The organism is Pseudomonas sp. JV414 (assembly GCF_032424305.1).
GTDB lineage: Bacteria > Pseudomonadota > Gammaproteobacteria > Pseudomonadales > Pseudomonadaceae > Aquipseudomonas > Aquipseudomonas lini.
The window spans coordinates 59,591-83,809 of sequence record NZ_VYKC01000006.1 but is presented as its reverse complement, the minus strand read 5'-3'; the positions used below and the strand labels follow the sequence as shown (position 1 = coordinate 83,809).

Annotated in this window: 24 protein-coding genes, 1 tRNA gene, 2 rRNA genes and 1 pseudogene; 17 read left to right on the top strand and 11 right to left on the bottom strand. The window is 58.3% G+C overall.

Features of this window, described 5'->3' with window-relative positions:
- Together F6R97_RS09705 and rrf are read left to right on the top strand one after the other, a co-directional pair.
- Positions 1–365: ribosomal RNA gene (locus F6R97_RS09705) — 23S ribosomal RNA — on the top strand; the annotation flags it as partial.
- A 173-nt stretch (positions 366–538) separates the two neighbouring features.
- Positions 539–654, top strand: a 5S ribosomal RNA gene (gene rrf / locus F6R97_RS09700).
- 255 nt (positions 655–909) lie between these two features.
- On the opposite strand, the gene F6R97_RS09695 is transcribed toward rrf, so the two are convergent.
- Together F6R97_RS09695 and F6R97_RS09690 are read right to left on the bottom strand one after the other, a co-directional pair.
- Positions 910–1,173, bottom strand: a complete 264-nt coding sequence (locus F6R97_RS09695) for a hypothetical protein (protein ID WP_048393681.1) — start codon at positions 1,171–1,173, stop codon at positions 910–912.
- Positions 1,163–1,954, bottom strand: a complete 792-nt coding sequence (locus tag F6R97_RS09690; RefSeq protein WP_038979073.1) for a VacJ family lipoprotein — start codon at positions 1,952–1,954, stop codon at positions 1,163–1,165. The genes F6R97_RS09695 and F6R97_RS09690 overlap by 11 nt, the downstream gene beginning before the upstream one ends.
- A gap of 166 nt (positions 1,955–2,120) precedes the next feature.
- On the opposite strand from F6R97_RS09690, the gene F6R97_RS09685 reads away from it, so the two are divergent.
- Together F6R97_RS09685 and F6R97_RS09680 are read left to right on the top strand one after the other, a co-directional pair.
- Positions 2,121–2,831, top strand: coding sequence for a response regulator (locus tag F6R97_RS09685; RefSeq protein ID WP_038979074.1), 711 nt, complete (start codon positions 2,121–2,123; stop codon positions 2,829–2,831).
- Positions 2,828–4,180, top strand: coding sequence for an ATP-binding protein (locus F6R97_RS09680; protein WP_315866448.1), 1,353 nt, complete (start codon positions 2,828–2,830; stop codon positions 4,178–4,180). The genes F6R97_RS09685 and F6R97_RS09680 overlap by 4 nt, the downstream gene beginning before the upstream one ends.
- Before the next feature lie 175 nt (positions 4,181–4,355).
- Here the strand turns inward: F6R97_RS09680 and F6R97_RS09675 are convergent, their stop codons facing one another.
- From F6R97_RS09675 to F6R97_RS09650, 6 genes are all read right to left on the bottom strand, one after another.
- Positions 4,356–4,577: a formate dehydrogenase subunit delta gene (locus F6R97_RS09675; protein WP_038979076.1), complete on the bottom strand. Its 222-nt coding sequence runs from the start codon at positions 4,575–4,577 to the stop codon at positions 4,356–4,358.
- Complete coding sequence (gene fdhF, locus F6R97_RS09670) at positions 4,574–7,456, bottom strand: formate dehydrogenase subunit alpha (protein WP_038979077.1); 2,883 nt, start codon at positions 7,454–7,456, stop codon at positions 4,574–4,576. Before fdhF ends, F6R97_RS09675 begins: the two co-directional genes overlap by 4 nt.
- Entirely contained in the window at positions 7,453–9,015 is a 1,563-nt protein-coding gene (locus F6R97_RS09665; protein WP_174160250.1) for a formate dehydrogenase beta subunit, read from the bottom strand. The genes fdhF and F6R97_RS09665 overlap by 4 nt, the downstream gene beginning before the upstream one ends.
- Positions 9,012–9,488, bottom strand: coding sequence for a formate dehydrogenase subunit gamma (locus F6R97_RS09660; RefSeq protein ID WP_038979078.1), 477 nt, complete (start codon positions 9,486–9,488; stop codon positions 9,012–9,014). The genes F6R97_RS09665 and F6R97_RS09660 overlap by 4 nt, the downstream gene beginning before the upstream one ends.
- Positions 9,489–9,952: 464 nt before the next feature.
- A complete protein-coding gene (locus F6R97_RS09655) occupies positions 9,953–10,318 on the bottom strand; it encodes a hypothetical protein (protein WP_038979079.1) in 366 nt (121 codons plus the stop codon).
- Positions 10,319–10,597: 279 nt separating this feature from the next.
- Positions 10,598–10,909: a DUF3077 domain-containing protein gene (locus F6R97_RS09650; RefSeq protein WP_048393684.1), complete on the bottom strand. Its 312-nt coding sequence runs from the start codon at positions 10,907–10,909 to the stop codon at positions 10,598–10,600.
- Between the two features lie 730 nt (positions 10,910–11,639).
- On the opposite strand from F6R97_RS09650, the gene F6R97_RS09645 reads away from it, so the two are divergent.
- From F6R97_RS09645 to F6R97_RS09625, 5 genes and pseudogenes are all read left to right on the top strand, one after another.
- Positions 11,640–12,776: an ImmA/IrrE family metallo-endopeptidase gene (locus F6R97_RS09645; RefSeq protein ID WP_315866447.1), complete on the top strand. Its 1,137-nt coding sequence runs from the start codon at positions 11,640–11,642 to the stop codon at positions 12,774–12,776.
- Entirely contained in the window at positions 12,773–13,270 is a 498-nt protein-coding gene (locus F6R97_RS09640) for a DUF4411 family protein (RefSeq protein ID WP_315866446.1), read from the top strand. The genes F6R97_RS09645 and F6R97_RS09640 overlap by 4 nt, the downstream gene beginning before the upstream one ends.
- A gap of 343 nt (positions 13,271–13,613) precedes the next feature.
- Positions 13,614–13,793: a transposase gene (locus F6R97_RS09635; protein ID WP_315866445.1), complete on the top strand. Its 180-nt coding sequence runs from the start codon at positions 13,614–13,616 to the stop codon at positions 13,791–13,793.
- Positions 13,774–14,058, top strand: a pseudogene (locus F6R97_RS09630) (transposase domain-containing protein); the annotation flags it as partial. The gene F6R97_RS09635 and the pseudogene F6R97_RS09630, both read left to right, overlap by 20 nt.
- Positions 14,059–14,070: 12 nt before the next feature.
- Positions 14,071–14,727 (top strand): VOC family protein, encoded by a 657-nt coding sequence (locus tag F6R97_RS09625; protein ID WP_315866444.1) that lies wholly within the window; start codon positions 14,071–14,073, stop codon positions 14,725–14,727.
- Positions 14,728–14,810: 83 nt separating this feature from the next.
- Here the strand turns inward: F6R97_RS09625 and F6R97_RS09620 are convergent, their stop codons facing one another.
- The 3 genes from F6R97_RS09620 to F6R97_RS09610 all read right to left on the bottom strand — a co-directional run bounded on the left by F6R97_RS09620 (position 14,811) and on the right by F6R97_RS09610 (position 15,942).
- Complete coding sequence (locus tag F6R97_RS09620; RefSeq protein WP_315866443.1) at positions 14,811–15,365, bottom strand: hypothetical protein; 555 nt, start codon at positions 15,363–15,365, stop codon at positions 14,811–14,813.
- A complete protein-coding gene (locus F6R97_RS09615) occupies positions 15,366–15,695 on the bottom strand; it encodes a hypothetical protein (RefSeq protein WP_315866442.1) in 330 nt (109 codons plus the stop codon).
- Positions 15,696–15,857: 162 nt separating this feature from the next.
- A tRNA-Leu gene (locus tag F6R97_RS09610) sits at positions 15,858–15,942 on the bottom strand.
- Positions 15,943–16,049: 107 nt separating this feature from the next.
- Here F6R97_RS09610 and queA point away from each other — a divergent pair.
- From queA to dsbC, 8 genes are all read left to right on the top strand, one after another.
- A complete protein-coding gene (gene queA / locus F6R97_RS09605) occupies positions 16,050–17,099 on the top strand; it encodes a tRNA preQ1(34) S-adenosylmethionine ribosyltransferase-isomerase QueA (RefSeq protein ID WP_048393697.1) in 1,050 nt (349 codons plus the stop codon).
- 14 nt (positions 17,100–17,113) lie between these two features.
- The gene (tgt, locus tag F6R97_RS09600) at positions 17,114–18,229 is read left to right on the top strand and encodes a tRNA guanosine(34) transglycosylase Tgt (RefSeq protein ID WP_162130630.1); all 1,116 of its coding nucleotides are present in this window, start codon (positions 17,114–17,116) and stop codon (positions 18,227–18,229) included.
- Between the two features lie 44 nt (positions 18,230–18,273).
- On the top strand, positions 18,274–18,609 hold the full coding sequence (yajC, locus tag F6R97_RS09595; RefSeq protein WP_007903559.1) for a preprotein translocase subunit YajC: 336 nt from the start codon (positions 18,274–18,276) through the stop codon (positions 18,607–18,609).
- 63 nt (positions 18,610–18,672) lie between these two features.
- On the top strand, positions 18,673–20,541 hold the full coding sequence (gene secD / locus F6R97_RS09590) for a protein translocase subunit SecD (protein ID WP_038979085.1): 1,869 nt from the start codon (positions 18,673–18,675) through the stop codon (positions 20,539–20,541).
- Positions 20,542–20,550: 9 nt separating this feature from the next.
- On the top strand, positions 20,551–21,465 hold the full coding sequence (gene secF / locus F6R97_RS09585; protein WP_038979086.1) for a protein translocase subunit SecF: 915 nt from the start codon (positions 20,551–20,553) through the stop codon (positions 21,463–21,465).
- Between the two features lie 121 nt (positions 21,466–21,586).
- Complete coding sequence (locus F6R97_RS09580; RefSeq protein WP_038979087.1) at positions 21,587–22,141, top strand: glycine zipper 2TM domain-containing protein; 555 nt, start codon at positions 21,587–21,589, stop codon at positions 22,139–22,141.
- Positions 22,142–22,275: 134 nt separating this feature from the next.
- Positions 22,276–23,172, top strand: coding sequence for a site-specific tyrosine recombinase XerD (gene xerD, locus F6R97_RS09575; RefSeq protein ID WP_038979088.1), 897 nt, complete (start codon positions 22,276–22,278; stop codon positions 23,170–23,172).
- A gap of 267 nt (positions 23,173–23,439) precedes the next feature.
- A complete protein-coding gene (gene dsbC, locus F6R97_RS09570) occupies positions 23,440–24,171 on the top strand; it encodes a bifunctional protein-disulfide isomerase/oxidoreductase DsbC (protein WP_038979089.1) in 732 nt (243 codons plus the stop codon).
- The last annotated feature ends 48 nt before the right edge of the window (positions 24,172–24,219 follow it).

Sequence of the window (24,219 nt, the reverse complement as noted above, 5' to 3'; positions counted from 1 at the left end):
CAAGGGTATGGCTGTTCGCCATTTAAAGTGGTACGCGAGCTGGGTTTAGAACGTCGTGAGACAGTTCGGTCCCTATCTGCCGTGGACGTTTGAGATTTGAGAGGGGCTGCTCCTAGTACGAGAGGACCGGAGTGGACGAACCTCTGGTGTTCCGGTTGTCACGCCAGTGGCATTGCCGGGTAGCTATGTTCGGAATAGATAACAGCTGAAAGCATCTAAGCGGGAAACTAGCCTCAAGATGAGATCTCACTGGGACCTTGAGTCCCCTGAAGGGCCGTCGAAGACTACGACGTTGATAGGTTGGGTGTGTAAGCGCTGTGAGGCGTTGAGCTAACCAATACTAATTGCCCGTGAGGCTTGACCATATAACACCCAAGCAATTTGCTGACCCTTCTTTATAAATAAAAAGGGACGCCAGATTGCGGTGTGTGAAGACGAAACGAACCGAAAGTTTGTGACACTCACGAAACACCAGATCTATCACATACCCATTCGCTGGAGCGTAAGCCGTAAGGCAAACGACCTGGCTACCGAATTTCTTGACGACCATAGAGCATTGGAACCACCTGATCCCATCCCGAACTCAGCAGTGAAACGATGCATCGCCGATGGTAGTGTGGGGTTTCCCCATGTGAGAGTAGGTCATCGTCAAGATTAAATTCCGAAACCCCTATCTGCGTATGCAGGTAGGGGTTTTGTTTTGTCCGCAGGAAAGTTCGTACAGCAATATCGGACCGCTCCGGTCTGATTGCGATGTTGCCCCGTCAGTGTTTATCGATACTGATTGCCAAGGCGCGGCATACCGTGGAACCACCGATTGCGATGGAGGGGTTTGCGTTGCACTTGGCTTGGCATAAGTGGCGGGATGACGACCGGAAGACTTCCATCCTCCGTATCATCACCCTGAAATCAAGGCACCAACTGGCTGTCCGCTCTCAAGACCCCGGTCTCACCATTGGCCACGAGCCAACGAAACAGCTCGGCCACAGACACCGTATGGCTGCGCTCTATCCAGCGCACCAACGCCGGGCCGTAGTGTTCGGTGTAGCGGGTGAGTACCAGTTGGCGACAGTCCGCTGACAAACGCAGGGTAATTTCCCGACAGTGCAGATTGGCCGAGTCGTCCCGGATCACCCGTTGCTGCAAAATCAAGCTATTGCTTTCAGAACCCATCGGCCGGTGCTCCTGTGCATTGAGAGGTGGTGTTCTCTGGCGAGCCTTGTTTGCCATCGGCCACGTAAGCAGCACGATGCTCGGCCACCACATTGCGCAACGCACTGTAGTAGTCCGGCAGTTTTTGCAGGCTATCGGTCAGCGGTAAGGCTTCTGCCCGACCATCGACGATGCCACCGACAGTGCTGATAGTGGACAGCGTCTCCACGGTATCGCTATTGCTGCCGAATGGATCGACCACAAAGCCGAGCACGCGGCCGGCGGCGTCGCGACTGTTGGAGGTCCCGAGCAATGGCAGCTCGATGATCGGACCGTTGCCGATGCCCCACACGCCGAAGGTCTGGCCGAAGTCCGAGTCGTGGCGCGGGATACCGGCCATGCCGGAGACGTCGATCAAGCCCACCACACCTACCGTGGTGTTGAGCGCGAAACGTCCCAGGGTATTGACCGAGCGCATCGGGTTGCCTTGCAGCAGGTCATTAATAAAGACCTTGGGCTCACCGAAGTTCGCCACAAAGTTATGCACACCGGTCTGGAAAAAGTCCGGCGTGTAGCGGTAGCCGCGCGCGACCGGCGCCAATGCGTAATCATCAACCACCCGGTTAAACGCGAAGACTCCGCGATTGAACGGTTCCGCCGGGTCGTACACTGAATAAGTGATATCGGCGCAGGCCACGTCGGTGGTGGACGGCGGCTGGTTGCTGCAACCCGTAAGTCCAGCAGCCAACACAGCAATTGAGGTGTTGCGGGCCAGCCAGGGAGCACACTTGAAAGGCAACATGGACGCAAGTCTCAGGAGGAATTCGCCGTGATGCTGAGCTCCAAGCCTTGCGCAAAGATGTCTGGTTTATTGCGGCGCTGACGCTTTATTGCAGAGTTGAAATATATGACGCGCGGCTGTGAATGGTTTTAGATGGCGGTTCCATTCGCCCCTTAAGTGACCTTCGGTGAACAGCCTTTTAATTGTGGACGACGACCTTGAAGTCCTTGATCTACTGAAAAAATTCTTCGTGCAGCACGGCTACAGCGTCGAGGTCGCCACAGACGGCGCGTCGCTATGGACGGCCATAGAGCGCCAGGCGCCGGACCTGATCATTCTGGACGTGATGTTGCCCGGCGACAGCGGGCTGATCCTGTGTCAGCAACTGCGGATTCGACACGCAATACCGGTGATCATGCTGACCGCCATGGGCGAACTCAGTGATCGGGTGGTCGGCCTGGAACTCGGCGCCGATGATTATCTGACCAAACCCTTCGACGCCCGTGAACTGCTGGCCAGAGTGCGCGCCGTGCTGCGTCGCGTGGACGAGCGCCGTCCGGTATCGCAGGAACGGCCAAGGCCGCTGATCGACTTTGCCGACTGGCACCTGGACGTCACTCGCCGTGAGTTGCGCTCACCGGACAACGTGATGATCCCGCTGTCGGCCGGTGAGTTTGACTTGCTGCTGGTCTTCGTCGAACACCCCCAACGCATCCTCACCCGTGAGCAATTGCTGGACTTGGCGCGCGGGCATCGCCATGAGGCGTTCGACCGCAGCATCGATGTTCAGGTCAGCCGCCTGCGGCGCAAACTCGAGCCCGACACCAAGCGCCCGGAAATGATTCGCACCGTACGCAATGGTGGTTACCTGTTCACCCCCAGCGTGACGCGGCGATGAGCTGGCTGAAGCGGATTCGCGCCCGAGACTGGCCGCAAGATACGGTTGCGCGCTGGATCGCGTTGACGATCATCCTGGCCATGCTCATTTCACTGGCGCTTAACGGGTTGTTTATCCAACTGGCCGGCGTGTGGGCGCGCCCGCCGCTGACCGAGATCGGTCTGCTGGAAAAAGCCGCGGCCATCGCCCGCCTCATCGAGGCCGCCCCGGCGCCACTGCGCAACCCATTGGCGCAAGCAGCCAACGAGAACGGCTTCACTGTCACTTGGCACCCTGATCGGCACGATCTCAACCTGCCGAAAGTGGACGATCCGAAGTCTGACATCGGCTCAACCATCCTGCAGCCGATGCTCAGAGCCCCTGACCGGCGTATCGAAGCCTATGAACCGGCCGACTGGACGGAGCACACGGAAGACGCGCATTACGCGCTGCTGATCGAGCTATCGGATTCATCATGGCTGATGTTCTCCGCGTCCTCGCGCAGTTGGGGGCTCGACGAAGCGCCACGCTACCTGATCGTGATCCTGCTAGTGCTGATCTCCACCGCACTGGTCGCGCTGATCGCCACCCGACGTCTCGCCACCCCTTTGCAGCGCTTCGCCGAAGGTGCCCGCCGCTTTGGCGTGGACTTCCGCGCACCGCCGATCGAACCGCTCGGCCCCCACGAAATCCGCCAGGCCATTCTCGCGTTCAACGCCATGCAGGCTCAGTTACAGCACTTCATCCGCGACCGTACGCAAATGCTCGCCGCCATCTCCCACGACCTGCGCGCTCCTCTGACGCGGATGCGCTTACGTGGCGAATTCATCGAAGACAGCGAGCAACAGCAACGGCTGTTTCGTGACGTGGATGAAATGCAGGCAATGATCAACTCGGCGCTGGAGTTCTTTCGTGATGATGCGCGGCTTGAGCCGGCGACCCAGTTCGATCTGGCGGAACTGCTGCAAACACTGCTTGATGATTACCGGGATCAGGGCGTCGACATTACGTTCAGCGGGCCGCTGCGGTTGGTGTATTTCGGGCGTCCGTTGGGGCTTAAACGGGTGATGACCAACTTGCTCGACAACGCTATCAAGTACGGGAGTGAGCCGGGGATTGAACTGATCCCGAGCGCTGGCCAGGTGCGGATCAAAGTACTGGATCGTGGGCCGGGCATTCCAGATGCCTGCCTTGAGCAAGTGTTTGTGCCGTTCTTCCGGATGGAAGGCTCGCGGAACAAAAGCACTGGGGGTGTTGGTTTGGGGTTATCGGCGGCGCGGGCGATTGTGCTGGAGCACGGAGGCGAGCTGACACTGCGTAATCGGTCGATGGGTGGGTTGGAAGCGTTGGTGGTGTTGCCGGTGCATTAGTCCCGAAAGACTCGCCTCGAAACGATAAAAAAACTGTGGCGATGGAGCTTGCTCCCGCTGGGTCGCGAAGCGGCCCCAAAGAAAGGGCTACTGCGCAGTCCAACGGGAGCAAGCTCCCTCGCCACAGTTTCAGCCAACAGGCCAAGGGGCAATCCTCCCCAAGGATCGTGTAAACCTAAGCCTCCCAGCCCGCCCCACTGACCGCAGCCTGCGCCAGTGGGTGCATATCCGCCCCTTGATGCGCCGTCTGCCAGGCCAGCAACTCCTTGCGCATGCCGGGCGTCCAGTACATCTGCAGGTGATTACGCACGCCGAGCACGGCCTGTTGCTGATCCGGTTCGCTGGCGAAGTACTGGGCGATCTGGTTGGCCATTTTGATCAGATTTTCAGTACTCATCGGCGTACCTCGGCTTTAGAGCCACGCGCCTGGCGGCGTTCGTCGAGCAGACGTTGTTGTTCGTCGCTGAATGCCTGATAGCGTTTTTGCCACTCGGAAGGGTGGTAGACGCGGCTGACTTCCACGGCGGTAACCTTGTACTCCGGACAGTTGGTGGCCCAGTCGGAGTTGTCGGTGGTGATGACGTTGGCCCCCGATTCAGGGAAGTGGAAGGTGGTGTACACCACGCCTGGGGCTACCCGTTCGGTGATCCGCGCACGCAGTACGGTCTGTCCGGCGCGACTGCCAATGCCGACCCAATCATCTTCGTTGATACCACGGCTTTCGGCATCGGTCGGGTGGATTTCCAGCCGGTCTTCGTGGTGCCAGGCGACGTTGTCTGTCCGCCGGGTCTGGGCGCCGACATTGTACTGGCTGAGGATGCGCCCGGTGGTCAGCAGAAGGGGATAACGACTGTTGACCTTTTCCTCGGTGGGCACGTAGCCGGTGAGCATGAAGCGGCCTTTGCCGCGTACGAATTCTTCGATGTGCATGGTCGGCGTGCCGTCCGGTGCCGCGGCGTTGCACGGCCATTGCAGGCTGCCGTGGCGATCCAGCTCTGTGTAGCTGACATTGGTGAAGGTCGGCGTCAGGCTGGCGATTTCATCCATGATTTCTGACGGGTGCTGGTAACTCATTGGGTAACCCAAGGCGTTGGCCAAGGCCACTGTACCTTCCCAGTCGGCCTTGCCACCCAGAGGTTCCATGACCTTGCGCACTCGGGAGATGCGCCGTTCGGCGTTGGTGAAGGTGCCGTCTTTTTCCAGGAACGAGGCGCCTGGCAGGAACACGTGGGCGAACTTCGCGGTTTCGTTGAGGAAAATGTCCTGCACCACCACGCATTCCATGGCCGACAGCGCCGCGGTGACGTGCTGGGTATTCGGATCGCTCTGGGCGATGTCTTCGCCCTGGCAATACAGGCCCTTGAAGCTACCGGCCAACGCAGACTCAAACATGTTGGGAATGCGCAGGCCCGGGTCGGGTTGCAGGGTGACGTTCCAGGCCTGTTCGAACTGCGCCCGTACCACTTCGTTGGAGATGTGCCGGTAGCCGGGCAGCTCGTGGGGGAAGGAGCCCATGTCGCAAGAGCCCTGAACGTTGTTCTGTCCACGCAGCGGGTTCACGCCCACACCTTCGCGGCCGATGTTGCCGGTGGCCATGGCCAGGTTGGCGATGCCCATGACCGCGGTGCTGCCCTGGCTGTGCTCGGTGACGCCCAGGCCGTAGTAGATCGCCGCGTTGCCGCCGGTGGCATACAGACGGGCGGCGGCACGGATGTCGGCAGCGGCGACGCCGCAGATGGGGCCAAGGATTTCCGGCGAGTTTTCCGCGCGGCTGACGAACTCGCTCCAGCGGGCGAAATCGCTGCCCTCGCAACGGGCGTCGATAAAGGCCTGGTTGAGCAAGCCTTCGGTGACGATGACGTGGGCCAAGGCGTTGAGCATGGCGACGTTGGTGCCCGGGCGCAGGGCCAGGTGCAGTTCGGCGCGGGCATGCACCGAGTCCACCAGATCAATGCGCCGTGGATCGATGACGATCAGTCGCGCGCCTTCACGCAAGCGGCGTTTGAGCTGGGAGGCGAACACAGGGTGGGCATCGCTCGGGTTGGCGCCCATCACCAGGATTACGTCGGCCTGCATCACCGAGTCGAAACTCTGGGTGCCGGCGGACTCGCCCAGGGTTTGTTTCAGGCCATAGCCGGTCGGTGAGTGGCAGACCCGCGCACAAGTGTCGACGTTGTTGTTGCCGAAGGCGGCGCGCACCAGTTTTTGCACCAGGTAGGTTTCTTCGTTGGTGCAGCGGCTGGAGGTGATGCCACCAATGGAGTCGCGGCCGTATTTTTGCTGCAGCCGGCGGAATTCGCTGGCGGCGTAGGTCACCGCTTCATCCCAGCTGACTTCCTGCCAAGGGTCGTTGATGTGCTTGCGGATCATCGGCTTGGTGATGCGATCCGGGTGAGTGGCGTAGCCCCAGGCAAAGCGCCCTTTGACGCAGGAGTGGCCGTGGTTGGCCTGGCCGTTCTTGTCTGGAACCATGCGCACCAGTTGGTCGCCTTTCATCTCGGCGCGGAACGAGCAGCCAACGCCGCAATAGGCACACGTGGTGATCACGCTGCGTTCGGGCTGACCCAGTTCGACCACGCTTTTTTCCATCAGGGTCGCGGTAGGGCAGGCTTGCACACAGGCGCCGCAGGACACGCATTCGGAGTCGAGGAAGTTATCGCCACCGGCGGCCGCGACCCGGGATTCGAAACCGCGCCCGGTAATGGTCAGGGCGAAGGTGCCTTGGGTTTCTTCGCAGGCGCGCACGCAGCGGTTGCAGACGATGCACTTGCTCGGGTCGTAATCGAAGTAGGGGTTGGAGGTGTCCTTCTGGTCCGCCAGATGATTTTCACCTTCATAGCCATAACGCACTTCCCGCAGGCCAACTTGGCCGGCGACGGTTTGCAGCTCGCAGTTGCCGTTGGCCGAGCAGGTCAGGCAGTCCAGCGGGTGATCGGAGATGTACAGCTCCATGACGTTGCGGCGCAGGGTCGCGAGCTTCGGCGTCTGGGTGTGCACGCTCATGCCTTCGCTGACCGGCGTGGTGCAGGACGCGGGATAGCCGCGCATGCCATCGATCTCCACCAGGCACATGCGGCAGGAACCGAAGGCTTCCAGGCTGTCGGTGGCGCACAGTTTCGGAATGGTGGTACCCAGCAGAGCGGCGGCGCGCATCACCGAGGTACCTTCGGGCACGCTGATGCTGCGGCCGTCGATGTTCACGGTGACCTGCACCTGACTTTCGCGGGCTGGGGTTCCGAGGTCGATATCTGTATTCGGGTCGAAGAGGGTGATCATTGGTCGGCCTCCGAGGACTGCAGACCGAAGTCGGCGGGGAAGTACTTGAGGGCGCTGACCACCGGATAGGAAGTCATGCCGCCCAACGCGCACAGCGAACCGTATTGCAGGGTGTCGCACAGGTCCTTGAGGATGATCACCTGCTCATCGCGACTGTTCTGGTCCGGCGCAGCCAGCAGGCGGTCGATCACCTCCACACCCCGGGTCGAACCGATGCGGCATGGGGTGCATTTTCCACAGGATTCCTCGGCACAGAACTGCATGGCGAAGCGCGCCATGTGGGCCATGTCCAGGGTGTCGTCAGCCACCACCACACCACCGTGACCGAGCATGGCGCCGATGGCGGCGAAGGCTTCGTAATCCAGCGGCGTGTCGAATTGCGACGGCGGAACCCAAGCGCCGAGCGGACCGCCGACTTGCGCAGCTTTCAGCGGTCGGCCACTCGCGGTGCCACCGCCGTAGTCTTCCACCAGTTCGCGCAGGGTCAGGCCAAAGGCCCGCTCCACCAGACCGCCGTGACGAATATTGCCCGCCAGTTGGAAGGGCATGGTTCCCAGGGAGCGGCCCATGCCGTAATCGCGATAGAACTGCGCGCCCTTGGCCAGAATCAGCGGCACCGAGGCTAGGGTCAGCACGTTGTGCACCAGGGTCGGCAAGCCGAACAGACCCTGCAAGGCGGGGATCGGCGGCTTGGCGCGAACGATCCCGCGCTTGCCTTCGAGAGAGTCCAGCAGCGCGGTTTCTTCACCGCAGATGTAAGCGCCGGCACCGACTCGCACTTCCATATCGAAGGCCAGACCACTGCCGCCGACATTGGCGCCGAGGTAACCGGCGGACCGGGCGATGTCCAGCGCCGCGCGCAGGGTGGCCACGGCAGCCGGGTATTCCGAGCGCACATAAATGTAGCCGTAGCTGGCCCCGACGGTGATGCCGGCAATGGCCATGCCTTCGATCAGCAGGAACGGGTCGCCTTCCATCAGCATGCGGTCAGCAAAGGTGCCGGAGTCGCCTTCATCGGCGTTGCACACAATGTATTTCTGCGCCGCCTGGGTGGCGCGCACCGTGCGCCATTTGATCCCGGCCGGAAAGGCCGCGCCGCCACGGCCACGCAACCCCGAATCGAACACAGCAGTCGCGGTCTGCTCGCCGCCCAGGGCGATGGCCTGGGTCAAGCCCTCAAAGCCGCCGTGAGCCCGGTAATCCTCCAGGGACAGCGACCGGGTAATGCCGGCGCGGGCAAACAGCAGACGTTGTTGAGTCTTCAGATAAGGCAACTCCTCCACCAGCCCCAAGGCCAGCGGATGGTCGGACGACTCGCCTTGCAGCGCATCGAGCACCGACGGCACATCGGCCGCAGTCAGCGGACCGAAGCCGATACGGCCTTGTGGGCTGTCCACTTCCAGCAGTGGTTCCAGCCAGTACAGGCCGCGAGAACTGGTGCGTTGCAGGTCCAGCGGCAGATTGCGTTCCTGTGCTCCCGTGGCAAGGGCCACGGCCACCTCATCGGCGCCCACGGCGCGGGCCAGGGAATCACAGGGCAAATAGAGACGCGGCATCATGCGTCCTCCCGGCAAGCATCGAGCAAGGCATCCAGACGCTCGGGGCTGAGCCGCGCATGCAGCTGACCATCCAGTTCCAGAGCAGGCGAGCAGGCACAGGCGCCAAGGCAATACACCGGGCGCAGACTGATATTGCCGTCGGCGCTGCTACCGTGGTCGTCCAGTTGCAGACGTTCGCGCAATTGCGTCGCGAGCTGCTCGGCGCCGCGGCTCTGGCAGGACTCGGCCCGACACAGACGCAGGATATGCCGGGCCGGGGGCGCGGTGCGGAAGTCATGGTAGAAGCTGATCACCCCGCGAACCTCGGCCTGACTCAGGTTTAGCGCGTGGGCAATCTCGGGGATGGCGGCATCGGGGATGTAACCGATGCCCTCCTGAATCTCATGAAGGATGGGCAACAGTGCGCCGGGGGAGCGCTTGTGGCGCTCCAGCAGGCTGTTGACCATAGGCAGGTGCAACATCTCATCAGGCATACAGCATTCCTCACGATCACGGACAAACCAGGCGGTTGTCAGTTGTCCGAAAGTGTCGGCTGCGGCAGTCACACCACGTCACGGTATCGTGGCATTTTCAGGCCGTTGGCCAGGGCGCCCTGAGCGGGCATCTTGTTGGGCCCGGTGCGGTCTTTGCCGCACCTCTTCAGGGCATAACAGGCAGCTTGCCATGCTGCCTTTGATTCATCTGCACCAAAGCGACGTGTTCGGTTCTTTCTGCGACCTCTTATTGAGTCTAGATGAGAGTGGCGCGGGGCATTTACCCACGGGCCTGTCGATGCCTGATGTATATCAGGCGAAAGGGTAGGAAACAGCATCAGATCGGGGGGTATTACTAAGGTGCAGATGCGTTGACGTAGTGCGCTGTGCTGCCAACGCACAACCCCTGTGGGAGCGAGCCTGCTCGCGAAAGCGCCAGACCAGCCAACACCCACCAAATGTACTTACCCGGAAACCAAATACGACCACGTCATACCAAGCGCAACCGAGCCGGTAAAGAAACTGACACCCCCGGCAAACAGATGACGCAGGAACAGGTTTTCCGGCTGTTCCAGCCTGGCGATAAGCCAGATCCACATACCGACGAACGTGCCCAGCCCAGCCATGATCGAGAACAACATGAATGGAGCATCGGGAGAGCCAGCCCCTTCAGCGGAGCGAGTCAGAATCTCCACAACCATCGCGCCAATAAGGCCGCCCACGAACCCCGCCAGATTCGCCAGCCACAAATTCATGCTGCCACGACTACGCACCACCCAAACCCATATCCCAATCCACGCACCGTAAATAACCAGCGAATCGAAGAGCATTATTTATCCATCCCTGAACTCACATTTCGAAACTAACGGCGCTACCAGCCAACCACCAAACCCGGTAGGAGCAAAGCTTGCTCGCGATAGCGCCAGCCCAACCACTATTAATGCTGAAGGTGCACCGCAATCACAACCCACTCAGGCCAAACAATGCCAGCCAGCCCACCACAACCCCTGTGGGAGCGAGCCTGCTCGCGATAGCGTCAGCCCAACCAACATAAATGCTGAATCAACTACCACCATCACAAGCCACCCACACCCCGCAGGCCTCAACCACTAACCCTCAGCCTTCGCCCCCGCCCCTTTAGAGGCCGGCGCACAAGTCCGATCCCGAGGCAGCACCTTTACCGCATTATCTACCAACGCCTTGCTCATCGAAGTCAGATAATGCGCAGCCCAAGCGTGACGATCAGTGTCTCTGGCATAAGCAGCATCTTCAGTGAGTGCCTTGGCCAGGAACAGAAAATCGGAGGCCATGGACAACGCATCGCCGAGAGGAACACCGCGAGTGACATGAAACAGCGCTTGATCCGCGCAGTAGATGGCGGGTGTCAGGCCAATGGTTTTGAGTTCAGATTGTTCAGTCATTGGCCACCTCCGATGACGGAGAGACGGTGGGAGAGGGTGAACGGTGGGGAGTTACGCGATTGGGAATTGTGTTGAGGGAAAAGCCAAATGTTGTACGGATTTATGCTGCGCATTATCAGACTCCTTGATATGTGGAGCCGCCACGTTCGTTACCACACGAATGGGTGACAGCTGTGCGCAGGGTGGTAAACCGGGAATCAAGGAAACCGGCACGTCCGAAGACGTCCCACGCACAGCTGCCATAACTCACGCTTGCTGGCATAAAAAAAGCGCCGGCAATCGTGATGGGGGCGCTGTAGCGCCTTGAATAACTCGGGTTACCACACCCGGTCGCTGAATTGGCAGCGACAGTGGGAAGGGTATCGTGGAGACCTCATTCCTGCAACTTTCCTAATCACTGAGTAACAATCTGGTCGATCACGGCGTGAACTCGAGTTATGAAGTCGCGGCGGCGAGCCGCACTTCATTCATGAAACGCGTTGAAACAAAGTGCCGCCATCCGTCTGCGGGTTACATCTTTGCGCTTCGGGTCGTTGCGTATTTACCTCATACTCGCGTGCTTCTTCCGTCGGTAGTTCTGCTTCTCGACTAATCTGTAGACGCAGCCACCAGACCATTAATAGCCAAGGAGAAAGGCGATGCCAGACAACTGGAACCAGCATCAATCGGATGCATCTGCCAAGGATGCTCTCGAGCTTTTGCCGGCCCCATCTGAATTGCCTGCGACCCTATGAGCCAAGCCGCTTTAGTCAATCCAAGCCTGCTCACATGGTCTCGTGAGCGTGCGGGCCTCTCCACTGAGCAGGTTGCTAAAAAGCTGCCAGTTAAACCTGATCGGGTAGAGGAATGGGAGTCTGGCGAGACCAAGCCAACATTCCTTCAGGCTCAAAAGTGGGCGAGTCTCGCTCACATCCCTTTTGGCTTCCTGTTTCTTCAGCAGCCGCCCGTCGAACAACTTCCTTTGCCTGATCTTCGGACCGTCGGTGGGATTGCGCCTCAACGTCCCAGCCTGGAATTGTTGGACACCATCAGGGATTCCATGCGTAAGCAGGACTGGTACCTGGAGTATCTGCAACACCAAGAGCATCAACCGTTGGCATTTGTCGGTCGCTTCAACAGCCGATCTCGAGTCGCAGAGGTAGTGGACGATATCCGCCGGACGCTCGGCGTGAACCCTGACGCTGCTCGATTGGATTACGACAAATACAGCCGTGCCTTGATCGAGGCAGCGGAAGCAGCTGGTATTTTGGTTATGCGCAGTGGCATTGCTCTAGGAAATACTCATCGCAAGCTTGAAGTCAGCGAATTCCGTGGTTTTGCCATTAGTAATGTCTTCGCACCTGTCGTATTTATCAATAGTTCCGATGCTCCCGCTGCAAGACTCTTCACCTTAATTCATGAATTGGCACATATTTGGATTGGTAGCAGTGGAGTGTCTGACGGAAACACCGCTAATGGCCGAGACGAGGAACGTTTCTGCAATGCAGTTGCTGGTGAATTTCTAGCTCCCGAAGCCCAATTCCGCGCCCTGTGGAACGCAGATGTTAACTGGGAAGACAACTTAGCTCCGCTAGCCACTCGGTTTCACATCAGTAAATTAGCTATCGGTCGCCGCGCATTGGATCTTGGTTACATAAGCCCGGCGCATTACAGCGCTTACTATCGAATGATCCTCAAGGCTTTCCAGGGTGACAAAGGTGGAGCGGGTGACTATTACCGTAACGCCACCGCGAAAAACAGCCCTCGCCTAAGCAAGGCAGTGCTGACTGAAGCAATGAGTGGCCGGATGCTGCTGCGCGAAGCGGGACACTTGCTCGGCGTGCAACCTGCCAAATTAAGGACCCTCGCCAGCAAGATCACGGAATGAATCATTTACTCGACGCTAACACGCTGATCGAAGCAAAGAACCGTTACTACGGGATGGCTATCTGTCCTGGATTTTGGCAATGGTTACTACTTAAGAATAAAGCATTGGCTTTAGCCAGCATTGCACCTGTAATGGATGAGCTAACAAAAGGGAATGACGATTTGGCGGGTTGGGCGAAGGGCAATTCCGATTTCTTCCACTCCACCACCGATCAGGATACGCAGCTGGCATTCGCACGGATTGCGGGGCTTGTGGCAGATCAAGCGCCTAAGATGAAAATAGGCGCTATGGAAGAATTTTTAGCGGGTGCTGACCCTTGGTTAATTGCAAAAGCGATGACTACAGGGGCTACAGTCGTTACTCATGAAGTGCTAAATCTCGATGCTAAAAGAAAATTCATCATTCCCAATCTTTGTAAGGAGCTGAATGTTCCTTTTTTGAATACGTTCGAGTTGTTGCATAGGCTTGAAGCAAGGTTTGTATTGCCTGCTTAAGTTAATCTTCCCCGTTGAGTTGCCGCTGGGAGCCTCGATCAACTCAATATGTAGTCGCTGACCCGAAGCAACGGAAAAGGGGGCAGATTTATTATTCTTTCGACATTAAAAAGACCTGCCCACGGTGAAGCGCACGGCGGCGAGTCGTGCGGTTTTGGCCGCAACGTGGAGGCTGAAGGCGTTATCGAAGAGTCGGGTTCTAGCTACTCTCGGAAAACTCGCAAAGCTTGGCAAAACACGGTATCCGTCCGGCCAAGTCATCTACCCAGCCCCGCAAGGCCAAGACATGGTGTGCATTTAAATTTAAGTGGGCACCAGTTCTAGCCTTTTAAGCGGGTATTTCATGCAGCCACAACGCCGTTCCTATTCCAAGTCCTTCAAGGCTCAGGTCATTCAAGAGTGTGCCCAGCCTGGCGCTTCGATTGCCAGCATCGCGCTCAGCCATAGCCTCAACGCTAACCTCGTCCACAAATGGATTCGGGTTCGAGCGCAGAAAAGGGGCAGCGCTGTCGCGCTACCTTGAGGACGGGGCCGTCCCCATTGACAACAACTGGGCAGAGAACCAGATCCGCCCGTGGGTTCTTGGTCGCAAGAACTGGCTCTTTGCAGGTTCGCTACGCAGCGGCAAGCGGGCAGCGGCGATTATGAGCTTGATCCAGTCTGCGCGGCTGAATGGGCATGAACCATATGCTTATTTAAAAGACGTCCTCACGCGTCTGCCGACGCAGCGGGCGAGTGAAGTTACTGACCTGTTGCCGAATAATTGGGCTATCAAATCACAGGATTAAAGGGAATTAACGATGGAAATAGATCACATTTTTATTTGTGTGAATGATGACGGTCGAGGCGCTGACGCACTGAAAGCCCTCGGGCTCGCTGAAGGGACGCCAAACGTACACCCAGGCCAAGGCACTGCCAATAGAAGGTTCTTCTTCCGAAATTCTTTCATCGAGCTTTTACATTTCACCGATGAGTCAGAAGCTCAAAGTCAGTTAACAGCGCCAACCCAACTCTTTGACCGCCTCAAGTGCGCAGATGGAGTCGCCGCGCCCTTTGGAGTTTGCTTCAGACCATCCACCGTAGGCGAGAAGCCAATATTTCCGGTTTGGGAGTATCGACCTGTTTACTTACCAATTGCCCTGAAAGTCGACGTGGGATATGCGCCTATATCCGAACCGATGTGGTTTTTTCTTTCGTTTGCCAAGAGACCAGATGAGGCTCCGATTGAGCGAGCGCAGCCGTTAGAACATTCCAACGGCTTTCGCGACATTACATCTGTGCGAGTTACCACTCCCAACAGCCAAGCTTTTTCTACCCCTGCCAACTGCGCAAACCAGCTGAAAGGATTTGAAATTGCTCATGGTGATGAGCATCTAGTCGTATTGGAAATCGATCATGGCGCAAGCGGCCAGACACAAGATTTCCGTCCAGGGTTGCCGATGATTATGAACTGGTGATGTATTGACCTAACCATTCAGCCAATATCTCGTTCTGATCCCAACGCGGGGAGCGCTGGTGTGTGCCTCATTGAGGTTTGGATTCAGGAGGGTGTGTTGGCCGGGCGCTTACAAAACACGCGAAACCCGACATAGTCGGATGGATGTTTGTACAGGCGTCGGTAGTAGCAATCCCAGTAACTGGTCATGCGTGCTTGCGTTGTTTGAAAGTACGCCGGATTGTCTCGAGTGAAGCGACTGTAAAGCGCCGGATCAAACTTGGGCAGGTGGGCTTCAACGGTTTCAAGAATCTCGATGACGTATTCGCCCGTTAACTGAAATACGAACGGGACAATCCAGGGTTCATGCACTGAGAGAATCCGTTTCAGTTGACGTTGGCGCACATGTCCATCGTGGTGTCGAGTCAGAAGACACGAGTACAAAATGCTCTGGGTTTCAGTCAAGTGGCCAAAGGCACCCTCATAACCCTGGTGATAAATCCGGTAGGGAAAGACTAATTTCTCTTCACCGACTCTGACCTCTATGAGTCGATGCGTTGCCGCGTGCGTCTGGCGGAGCTGGCTCATAACCTGGTCGAGAGCCTTTGCCTCTTGTTCAAGACAAGACGGAAACGCCTGGCGTACACACTGCATCATCATTCACTGAATATCTTTCAAGTAGTCCTTAAGCGAAATGAGCGGCGCTTCAAGCTGCTCCATTGTCGGCGCATTGCTGAAGTCAGCTGCCAACCTATGCAGCTCGCGCCCTAGCGGCGTATCAACACCGCCTAAAGCTTCCATCGCCAAACCCACGCAGTGCGCCACTCTAAACTGGATCGAGTCGACATCGCCTCTGCGCACCAGCAACCCAAACACCTCCCGCTCATAATCACTCATGATCGGATCATCCCGCAAAATCGGACTTTCACCTTCCATCTCGTAAGCCAGCTTGAAGGCGAAAAGGGCAACGGTTTCCAGTGGCAATTCCATTGTGTGAATCCTTGATTCGTTAGCCGAGCGGTTTCGGGTTGTGGCGTTGAAAAGCAAGATCAAAAGATCGCAGCCTTCGGCAGCTCCTACGCGGCGGCGGGGCGAGATCACTTTTCTACAGGCGAAAAAAAAGGCCTTGCAAAGCAAGACCTTTCTTAATTTTGGTGCCCCGAGGGAGACTCGAACTCCCACTTCTTGCGAAAACGGATTTTGAATCCGCCGCGTCTACCAATTCCGCCATCAGGGCTCAATGGCGGCGAAGTATAGAGATGAGATAACCGTCGGTCAATCAGGTACATGGAGAATTTTTGATATTTCCGCTAGACTTCCCGGCCCTGCTAGACGAACCCCATCATGCGCGTTGCTGACTTTACCTTTGAGCTCCCTGATTCGCTGATTGCTCGCCATCCTTTGGCCGAGCGTCGCGGTAGTCGCCTGTTGACCCTGGACGGGGTCAGTGGCGCCCTGGCACACCGTCAATTCACTGATTTGCTTGAGCATTTGCGCCCGGGCGATTTGATGGTGTTCAACAATACCCGGGTGATTCCGGCGCGGCTGTTTGGCCAGAAGGCTTCCGGCGGCAAGCTGGAAATTCTGGTGGAGCGGGTGCTCGACAGTCATCGCGTGCTGGCGCATGTGCGTTCCAGCAAGTCGCCCAAGCCGGGTTCGAAGATCCTGATCGACGGCGGTGGCGAAGCCGAGATGCTGGCGCGTCACGATGCGTTGTTCGAGCTGGGATTTGCCGAAGAGGTGTTGCCGCTGCTTGATCGCGTCGGGCACATGCCGTTGCCTCCTTATATAGATCGCCCGGATGAAGGCTCGGACCGCGAGCGTTATCAGACGGTGTACGCCGAGCGCTTGGGCGCGGTGGCGGCGCCGACGGCGGGGCTGCATTTCGATCAGCCGCTGATGGAGGCGATTGCCGCCAAGGGCATCGAGACTGCGTTCGTGACCTTGCACGTCGGCGCTGGCACCTTTCAGCCGGTGCGAGTCGAGAAGATTGAAGACCACCACATGCACAGTGAGTGGCTGGAAGTCGGTCAGGACGTGGTCGATGCAGTCGAAGCCTGCCGCGCTCGCGGTGGTCGCGTGGTGGCCGTGGGGACCACCAGCGTGCGGTCACTGGAAAGTGCCGCGCGCGATGGCGTGCTCAAGCCGTTCAGTGGCGACACCGACATCTTTATCTACCCAGGCCGGCCGTTTCATGTGGTCGATGCCCTGGTCACCAACTTTCATTTGCCTGAATCCACGTTGTTGATGCTGGTTTCGGCATTCGCCGGTTATCCCGAGACCATGGCCGCCTATAAAGCCGCCGTCGACAACGAATACCGCTTTTTCAGCTACGGTGATGCGATGTTTATCACCCGTAACCCCGCACCACGTGGCCCCGAGGAAACAGAATGAGTCGCCAAAGTCGTATGTCGTTTGAGTTACTTGCTACTGACGGCAAGGCTCGTCGCGGTCGTTTGACCTTCCCGCGCGGTACCGTCGAGACCCCGGCGTTCATGCCGGTGGGCACGTATGGCACGGTCAAGGGCATGTTGCCGCGGGATATCACCGCTACGGGCGCGGAAATCATTCTGGGTAACACCTTCCACTTGTGGCTGCGTCCTGGCACCGAAGTGATCAAGAAGCACGGCGACCTGCACGATTTCATGCAGTGGAAAGGCCCGATTCTGACCGACTCCGGCGGTTTCCAAGTGTTCAGCCTGGGCGCGATGCGCAAGATCAAGGAGGAGGGCGTGACCTTCGCTTCTCCGGTCGACGGCGCCAAAGTGTTCATGGGGCCGGAAGAGTCGATGCAGGTCCAGCGCGATCTGGGCTCGGACATCGTGATGATTTTTGACGAATGCACCCCGTACCCGGCCGATGAAGACGTCGCTCGCGTATCGATGGAACTGTCGTTGCGCTGGGCCCAGCGTTCGAAAAACGCCCATGGCGATAACACGGCGGCGCTGTTCGGCATCGTTCAGGGCGGTATGCACCAGGATTTGCGCATGCGCTCCCTGGAAGGCCTCGACAAGATCGGCTTCGACGGCCTGGCCATCGGCGGTCTGTCGGTGGGCGAGCCCAAGCACGAGATGATCAAGGTGCTGGATTACCTGCCGGGCCAGATGCCGGCTGACAAACCTCGTTACCTTATGGGCGTTGGCAAACCGGAAGATCTGGTTGAGGGTGTGCGCCGCGGTGTGGACATGTTCGATTGCGTGATGCCAACCCGTAATGCCCGCAATGGGCATCTGTTCATTGATACAGGCGTGCTGAAGATCCGTAACGCGTTCCATCGCCATGATGATTCGCCGCTGGATCCGACCTGCGATTGCTACACCTGCCAGAACTTCTCCCGTGCTTATCTGCATCATCTGGACAAGTGCGGCGAAATGCTGGGTAGCATGTTGAATACCATCCACAATTTGCGCCATTACCAGGTGCTTATGGCTGGTTTGCGCGAGGCTATTCAACAGGGTACATTGGCCGCCTTTGTCGATGCCTTCTACGCCAAACGCGGGTTACCTGTTCCGCCTTTGGACTGAGTTTTCTGACCCCAAGATTTCAACATTTGCAACTGGAGTGCTAAATGAGCTTTTTTATCTCTAACGCCATGGCTGACGCCGCTGCACCTGCTGCTGGCCCAATGGGCGGCGGCTTTGAGTGGATTTTCCTGGTCGGTTTCCTGGTCATCTTCTACCTGATGATCTGGCGTCCACAGGCCAAGCGCGCCAAAGAGCAGAAAACCCTGCTGGGCAGCCTGCAAAAAGGTGACGAAGTTGTGACCACCGGTGGTATCGCCGGCAAGATCACCAAAGTGTCCGATGACTTCGTTGTTCTGGAAGTCTCCGACACCGTCGAAATGAAATTCCAGAAAGGCGCCATCGCCGCCACGCTGCCAAAAGGCACGCTCAAAGCGATCTAAGTTTCAACTTCTACTCAATCGACGGGGCGCGCAAGGCGCCCCGCGTCATAAGCGGGCGGCGTGATGCTGAACAAATACCCTCTGTGGAAATACATTCTGATCCTGGCGGTGCTGGCGATCGGTCTGATTTATTCCGCTCCCAATCTATACCCTGATGACCCGGCCATTCAGGTCAGCGGTGCAAGCACTGCACTGCAGGTTACTCAGGCTGATCTGGATCGTGTGAGCACCGCGCTCAAGGAATCCGGGATCAACGTCAAGGCGGCCACTTTGGCTGCGGGCGGCAAGGGCGGTCTGATCCGTCTGACCAAGGCTGAAGATCAGCTGCCAGCCAAAGACGTCGTGCGCAAGGCATTGGGTGATGACTACGTCGTTGCACTGAACCTGGCACAAACCACCCCGCAATGGCTGCGCAGCCTTGGCGCGCACCCGATGAAGCTGGGGCTGGACTTGTCCGGTGGTGTGCACTTCCTGCTGGAAGTGGACATGGACAAAGCCCTCGACGCACGCCTGAAAGTCTACGAAGGCGACGTCAAGAGCCTGTTGCGCAAAGAGAAACTGCGCTATCGCAGCCTGCCGCAAGTGGGCGGTGCCATTCAGCTGGGCTTCACTGATGAAGCGGCCCGCGAACAGGCCCGTGTGCTGATCCGCAAGAACTTCAACGATTTCGACATTGTTCCGGCCGACCTCAATGGCCAACCGGTACTGCGTCTGGCGATGACCCCGGCCAAGCTGGCGGAAATCCGCGAATACTCCATCAAGCAGAACTTGACCACGGTACGTAACCGCGTCAACGAGCTGGGTGTTGCCGAACCTATCGTTCAGCGCCAGGGCGCCAACCGCATCGTGGTTGAGCTGCCGGGCGTGCAAGACACTGCAGAAGCCAAGCGTATCCTCGGCAAGACGGCCAACCTTGAGTTCCGTCTGGCGGCTGAGCCAGGCGCTTCGAAAGCCACTTCCGAATCGTTCGAGTTCCGTGAAGGCAATCGTCCTGCGGCGCTGATCGAGCGCGGCTTGATCATCACCGGTGACCAGGTGACTGACGCCAAGGCTGGCTTCGGCGAGCAAGGCACGCCAGAAGTGAACATCCGTCTGGATGGCCATGGTGGCGAGCTGATGAGTCGTGCGACTCGCAACAACGTCGGTCGCAGCATGGCGGTGATCTTCATCGAACAACGTCCTGTCACCACTTACGTCAAGCAAGTGGTCAACGGCGTCGAGAAAGACGTGCCGGTTCAGACGTTTAAAGAAGAGAAGAAGATCATCAGCCTGGCGACCATCCAGTCGCCACTGGGTGCCCAGTTCCGCATCACTGGCCTGAACGGCCAGGGCGAGTCGTCCGAACTGGCGCTGCTGCTGCGTGCCGGTGGTCTGGCGGCCCCGATGTACTTCGCTGAAGAACGTACCATCGGCCCAAGCCTGGGTGCCGACAACATCACCAAAGGTATCGATGCATCGCTGTGGGGCATGCTGTTTGTCTCGCTGTTCATCATGGCCATCTACCGCTTCTTCGGCCTCATCGCCACCGTCGCGCTGACGGTGAACATGGTGATGCTGCTGGCCTTGATGTCGCTGCTGGGTGCAACGCTGACCCTGCCGGGTATCGCCGGTATCGTGTTGACCATGGGTATGGCGGTCGACGCCAACGTACTGATCTTCTCGCGGATACGTGAAGAGATCGCGGCCGGCATGAGCGTGCAGCGGGCAATCAACGAAGGCTTCGGCCGGGCATTCACCGCGATTCTCGACGCCAACCTGACAACCTTGTTGGTCGGCGGGATTCTCTTTGCCATGGGCACCGGCCCGGTCAAAGGCTTCGCAGTGACTATGTCCCTCGGGATCTTTACCTCGATGTTCACGGCCATCATGGTGACCCGCGCGATGGTCAACCTGATCTTCGGCGGTCGTGACTTCAAGAAGTTGTGGATTTAAGGGGCTGCCATGTTACGTACAATCAACTTCATGGGCGTTCGCAACGTTGCGTTCGGCGTCACATTGTTCCTTACGGTTCTGGCTCTGTTCAGTGTCGCCACCAAGGGCATGAACTGGGGCCTGGACTTCACCGGCGGTACGCTCATCGAGCTGACCTACGAGCGTCCAGCCGACGTCACCAAGGTGCGTGAACAGCTGGTTACGTCGGGTTATCACGAGGCAATCGTACAGAGCTTCGGTGCGACTACCGATTTGCTGGTGCGCATGCCGGGTGAAGACCCGCAGCTGGGTCATCAAGTGGCAGAAGCGCTGCTGAAAGTCGGCGGCGACAACCCGGCGACGGTCAAGCGTGTCGAATTCGTCGGCCCTCAGGTCGGTGAAGAGCTGCGCGATCAGGGCGGCCTCGGCATGCTGATGGCGCTGGGCGGCATTCTGATCTACCTGGCTTTCCGCTTTCAGTGGAAGTTTGCGGTCGGTGCGATCGTATCCTTGATCCACGACGTGATCGTGACCATCGGTATCCTGTCGTTCTTCCAGATCACCTTCGACCTGACGGTACTGGCGGCGGTGCTGGCGATCATCGGTTACTCGCTCAACGACACCATCGTGGTATTCGACCGGGTTCGTGAGAACTTCCGGGTACTGCGCAAGGCCAGCCTGATCGAGAACATCAACATCTCGACCACGCAAACCCTGCTGCGGACCATGGCGACGTCGATCTCCACTTTGCTGGCGATCGCGGCCCTGTTGTTCTTCGGTGGCGACAACCTGTTTGGCTTCTCCATTGCCCTGTTCATCGGTGTTCTGGCGGGTACTTACTCGTCGATCTACATCGCGAACGTGGTGCTGATCTGGCTGAACCTGAGCAGCGAAGACCTGATTCCTGCTGCGGTGGCCGAGACGGAAGTCGACGACCGTCCATAACGGTTATCGCTTTTCCAGCTGTAGGCCGAGAAGGCGCGAGTATTGAACTCGCGCCTTTTTTTATGCTCCAAGGCTAGGAGAAGCGCGGGCATGTCCCGCATGTGATGGTCAGGAGGTTCATGTGAACAAGTCGATGCTGGTTGGTGCAGTATTGGGTGCTGTTGGAGTGACGGCCGGGGGGGCAGTTGCCACCTACAGCCTGGTCAAAAAAAGCGGCCCTGAGTATGCGCAAGTGCTGGCCGTTGAACCGGTCAAGACACAAATCAAGACGCCACGTGAAGTATGCAAGGACGTTGCAGTAACCCGGCAAGCGCCGGTGAAAGATCAACACCAGATCGCCGGTACGGTGGTCGGCGCGCTGGCGGGTGGCCTGTTGGGCAACCAGATTGGCGGCGGTACAGGCAAGAAAATCGCCACAGTGGCCGGTGCGGTCGGCGGTGGTTATGCGGGTAACAAGGTGCAGGAAGGCATGCAGGAGCGTGATACCTACACCACCACTCAAACTCGCTGCAACACGGTCAATGACATCAGTGACAAGGTTGTAGGCTACGACGTTCGTTATTCACTGGATGGCAAGGAAGGCAAAGTGCGGATGGATCGCGATCCGGGCAACCAGATTCCGGTCGACAAGGAAGGCAAGTTGATCCTGGGGCAAAACGAACCGGCTCAACAATAAGCTGAGCGCCTCACGCAAAAAAGAAGCATCCCGCAGGGGATGCTTTTTTTGTGCCTGAATTTTATGTTCACTGCCAACGTGCTATGAAAGACTCTTCATTTTTCGCGGCCTTACGCCTGCCTGTCTGAGACTCCATGCCTGCCATCGATCATCCCCTGATAGACCAGTTCCTCGACGCCTTGTGGCTGGAAAAAGGCCTTTCCGATAACACCCGCGATGCCTATCGCAGTGACCTGGCCTTGTTCAACGGCTGGTTGCAGGAAAAGGGCCTGGAGCTGATCAACGCCGGTCGCGAGTTGATCCTCGATCACTTGGCCTGGCGCCTGGAGCAAAACTACAAACCCCGTTCTACGGCGCGATTTCTTTCCGGTGTGCGTGGTTTCTATCGCTATTTGCTGCGGGAAAAGCTGATCGCGGTCGATCCGACCTTGCGCGTCGATATGCCGCAACTGGGTAGGCCATTGCCTAAATCCTTGTCGGAAGCCGATGTGGAAGCGCTACTGGCCGCGCCAGATCTGAGCGAAGCCATCGGTCAGCGTGACCGCGCCATGCTTGAGGTGCTTTATGCCTGTGGCTTGCGGGTCACGGAACTGATCAGCCTGACGCTGGAGCAGGTCAACCTGCGCCAAGGCGTGCTGCGGGTGATGGGCAAGGGCAGCAAGGAGCGGCTGGTGCCGATGGGCGAGGAGGCGATTGTCTGGATCGAGCGCTACATGCGCGATGCCCGTGGCGAGCTGCTGGGCGGGCGTCCCAGCGATGTGCTGTTCCCCAGTCTGCGTGGCGAGCAGATGACCCGCCAGACCTTCTGGCATCGCATCAAGCACCAGGCCAAGGTCGCGGGTATTGGCAAGTCGCTGTCGCCACACACCCTGCGTCATGCCTTCGCCACGCACTTGCTCAACCACGGTGCTGACTTGCGGGTGGTGCAAATGCTGCTCGGCCACAGCGATCTCTCGACCACCCAGATCTATACTCACGTCGCCCGCGCACGGTTGCAGGACCTGCACGCCAAACATCACCCGCGCGGCTAGCGCAGCTCCTGGAATGGAAATGCTGACCTGTGGTGAAGGGGCTTGCCCCCGTTCGGCTGCGCAGCAGTCGTAAACCGGGTTTCGCGGTCGATCTGATGAAATCGGGTGACAGATTTTGGGGCTGCTGCGCAACCCAACGGGGGCAAGCCCCCTCGCCACGGGGGCCTTATGTGGTAGGCTTTGCCGGTTTGTACGATGGGCGGTTATGACCCGGTGTTTCGGCACGGGTGTTCTGATCGTCCCATTTGTCCGCCTTCAGGAGTTCTCATGCGTCTGACCCAGATTTTCGCCGCCGCAGCCATTGCGTTGGTCAGCACCTTTGCCGTCGCCGATGACGCGGCCGACAAAGCCATTCGTAAAAGCCTGGAAAACCTCAATCTCGACGTGCCGGTCGAAACCATCACCGCCAGCCCGCTGCCAGGTCTGTACGAAGTCAAACTCAAGGGCAGTCGCGTGCTCTATGCCAGCGCCGACGGCCAATACGTTGTTCAGGGCTACATGTTCCAGCTCAAGGACGGCAAACCGGTCAACCTGACCGAGAAAACCGAGCGTCTGGGCATTTCAAAACTGATCAACAGCATTCCAGTGGCTGAAACCGTGGTCTACCCGGCCATCGGCGAAACCAAGTCGCACATCACTGTCTTCACCGACACCACCTGCCCGTATTGCCACAAGCTGCACGCCGAAGTGCCGGAGCTGAACAAGCTGGGTATCGAAGTGCGTTATGTTGCGTTCCCGCGCCAGGGCCTGGGCTCGCCGGGTGACGAACAACTGCAGGCCGTGTGGTGCTCCAAGGACAAGAAAGCCGCCATGGACAAAATGGTCGATGGCAAGGAAATCAAAGCCGCCAAGTGCGAGAACCCGGTATCCAAGCAGTTCGCCCTCGGTCAGTCGATTGGCGTGAACGGTACACCGGCCATCGTTTTGGCCGACGGACAGGTCATTCCGGGCTACCAGCCTGCGCCACAAGTCGCCAAACTGGCACTGGGCGCGAAATAGTTTCGCATCGTCACGGTCAGCCTTGACGATCATGGTCTGGCGGCAACA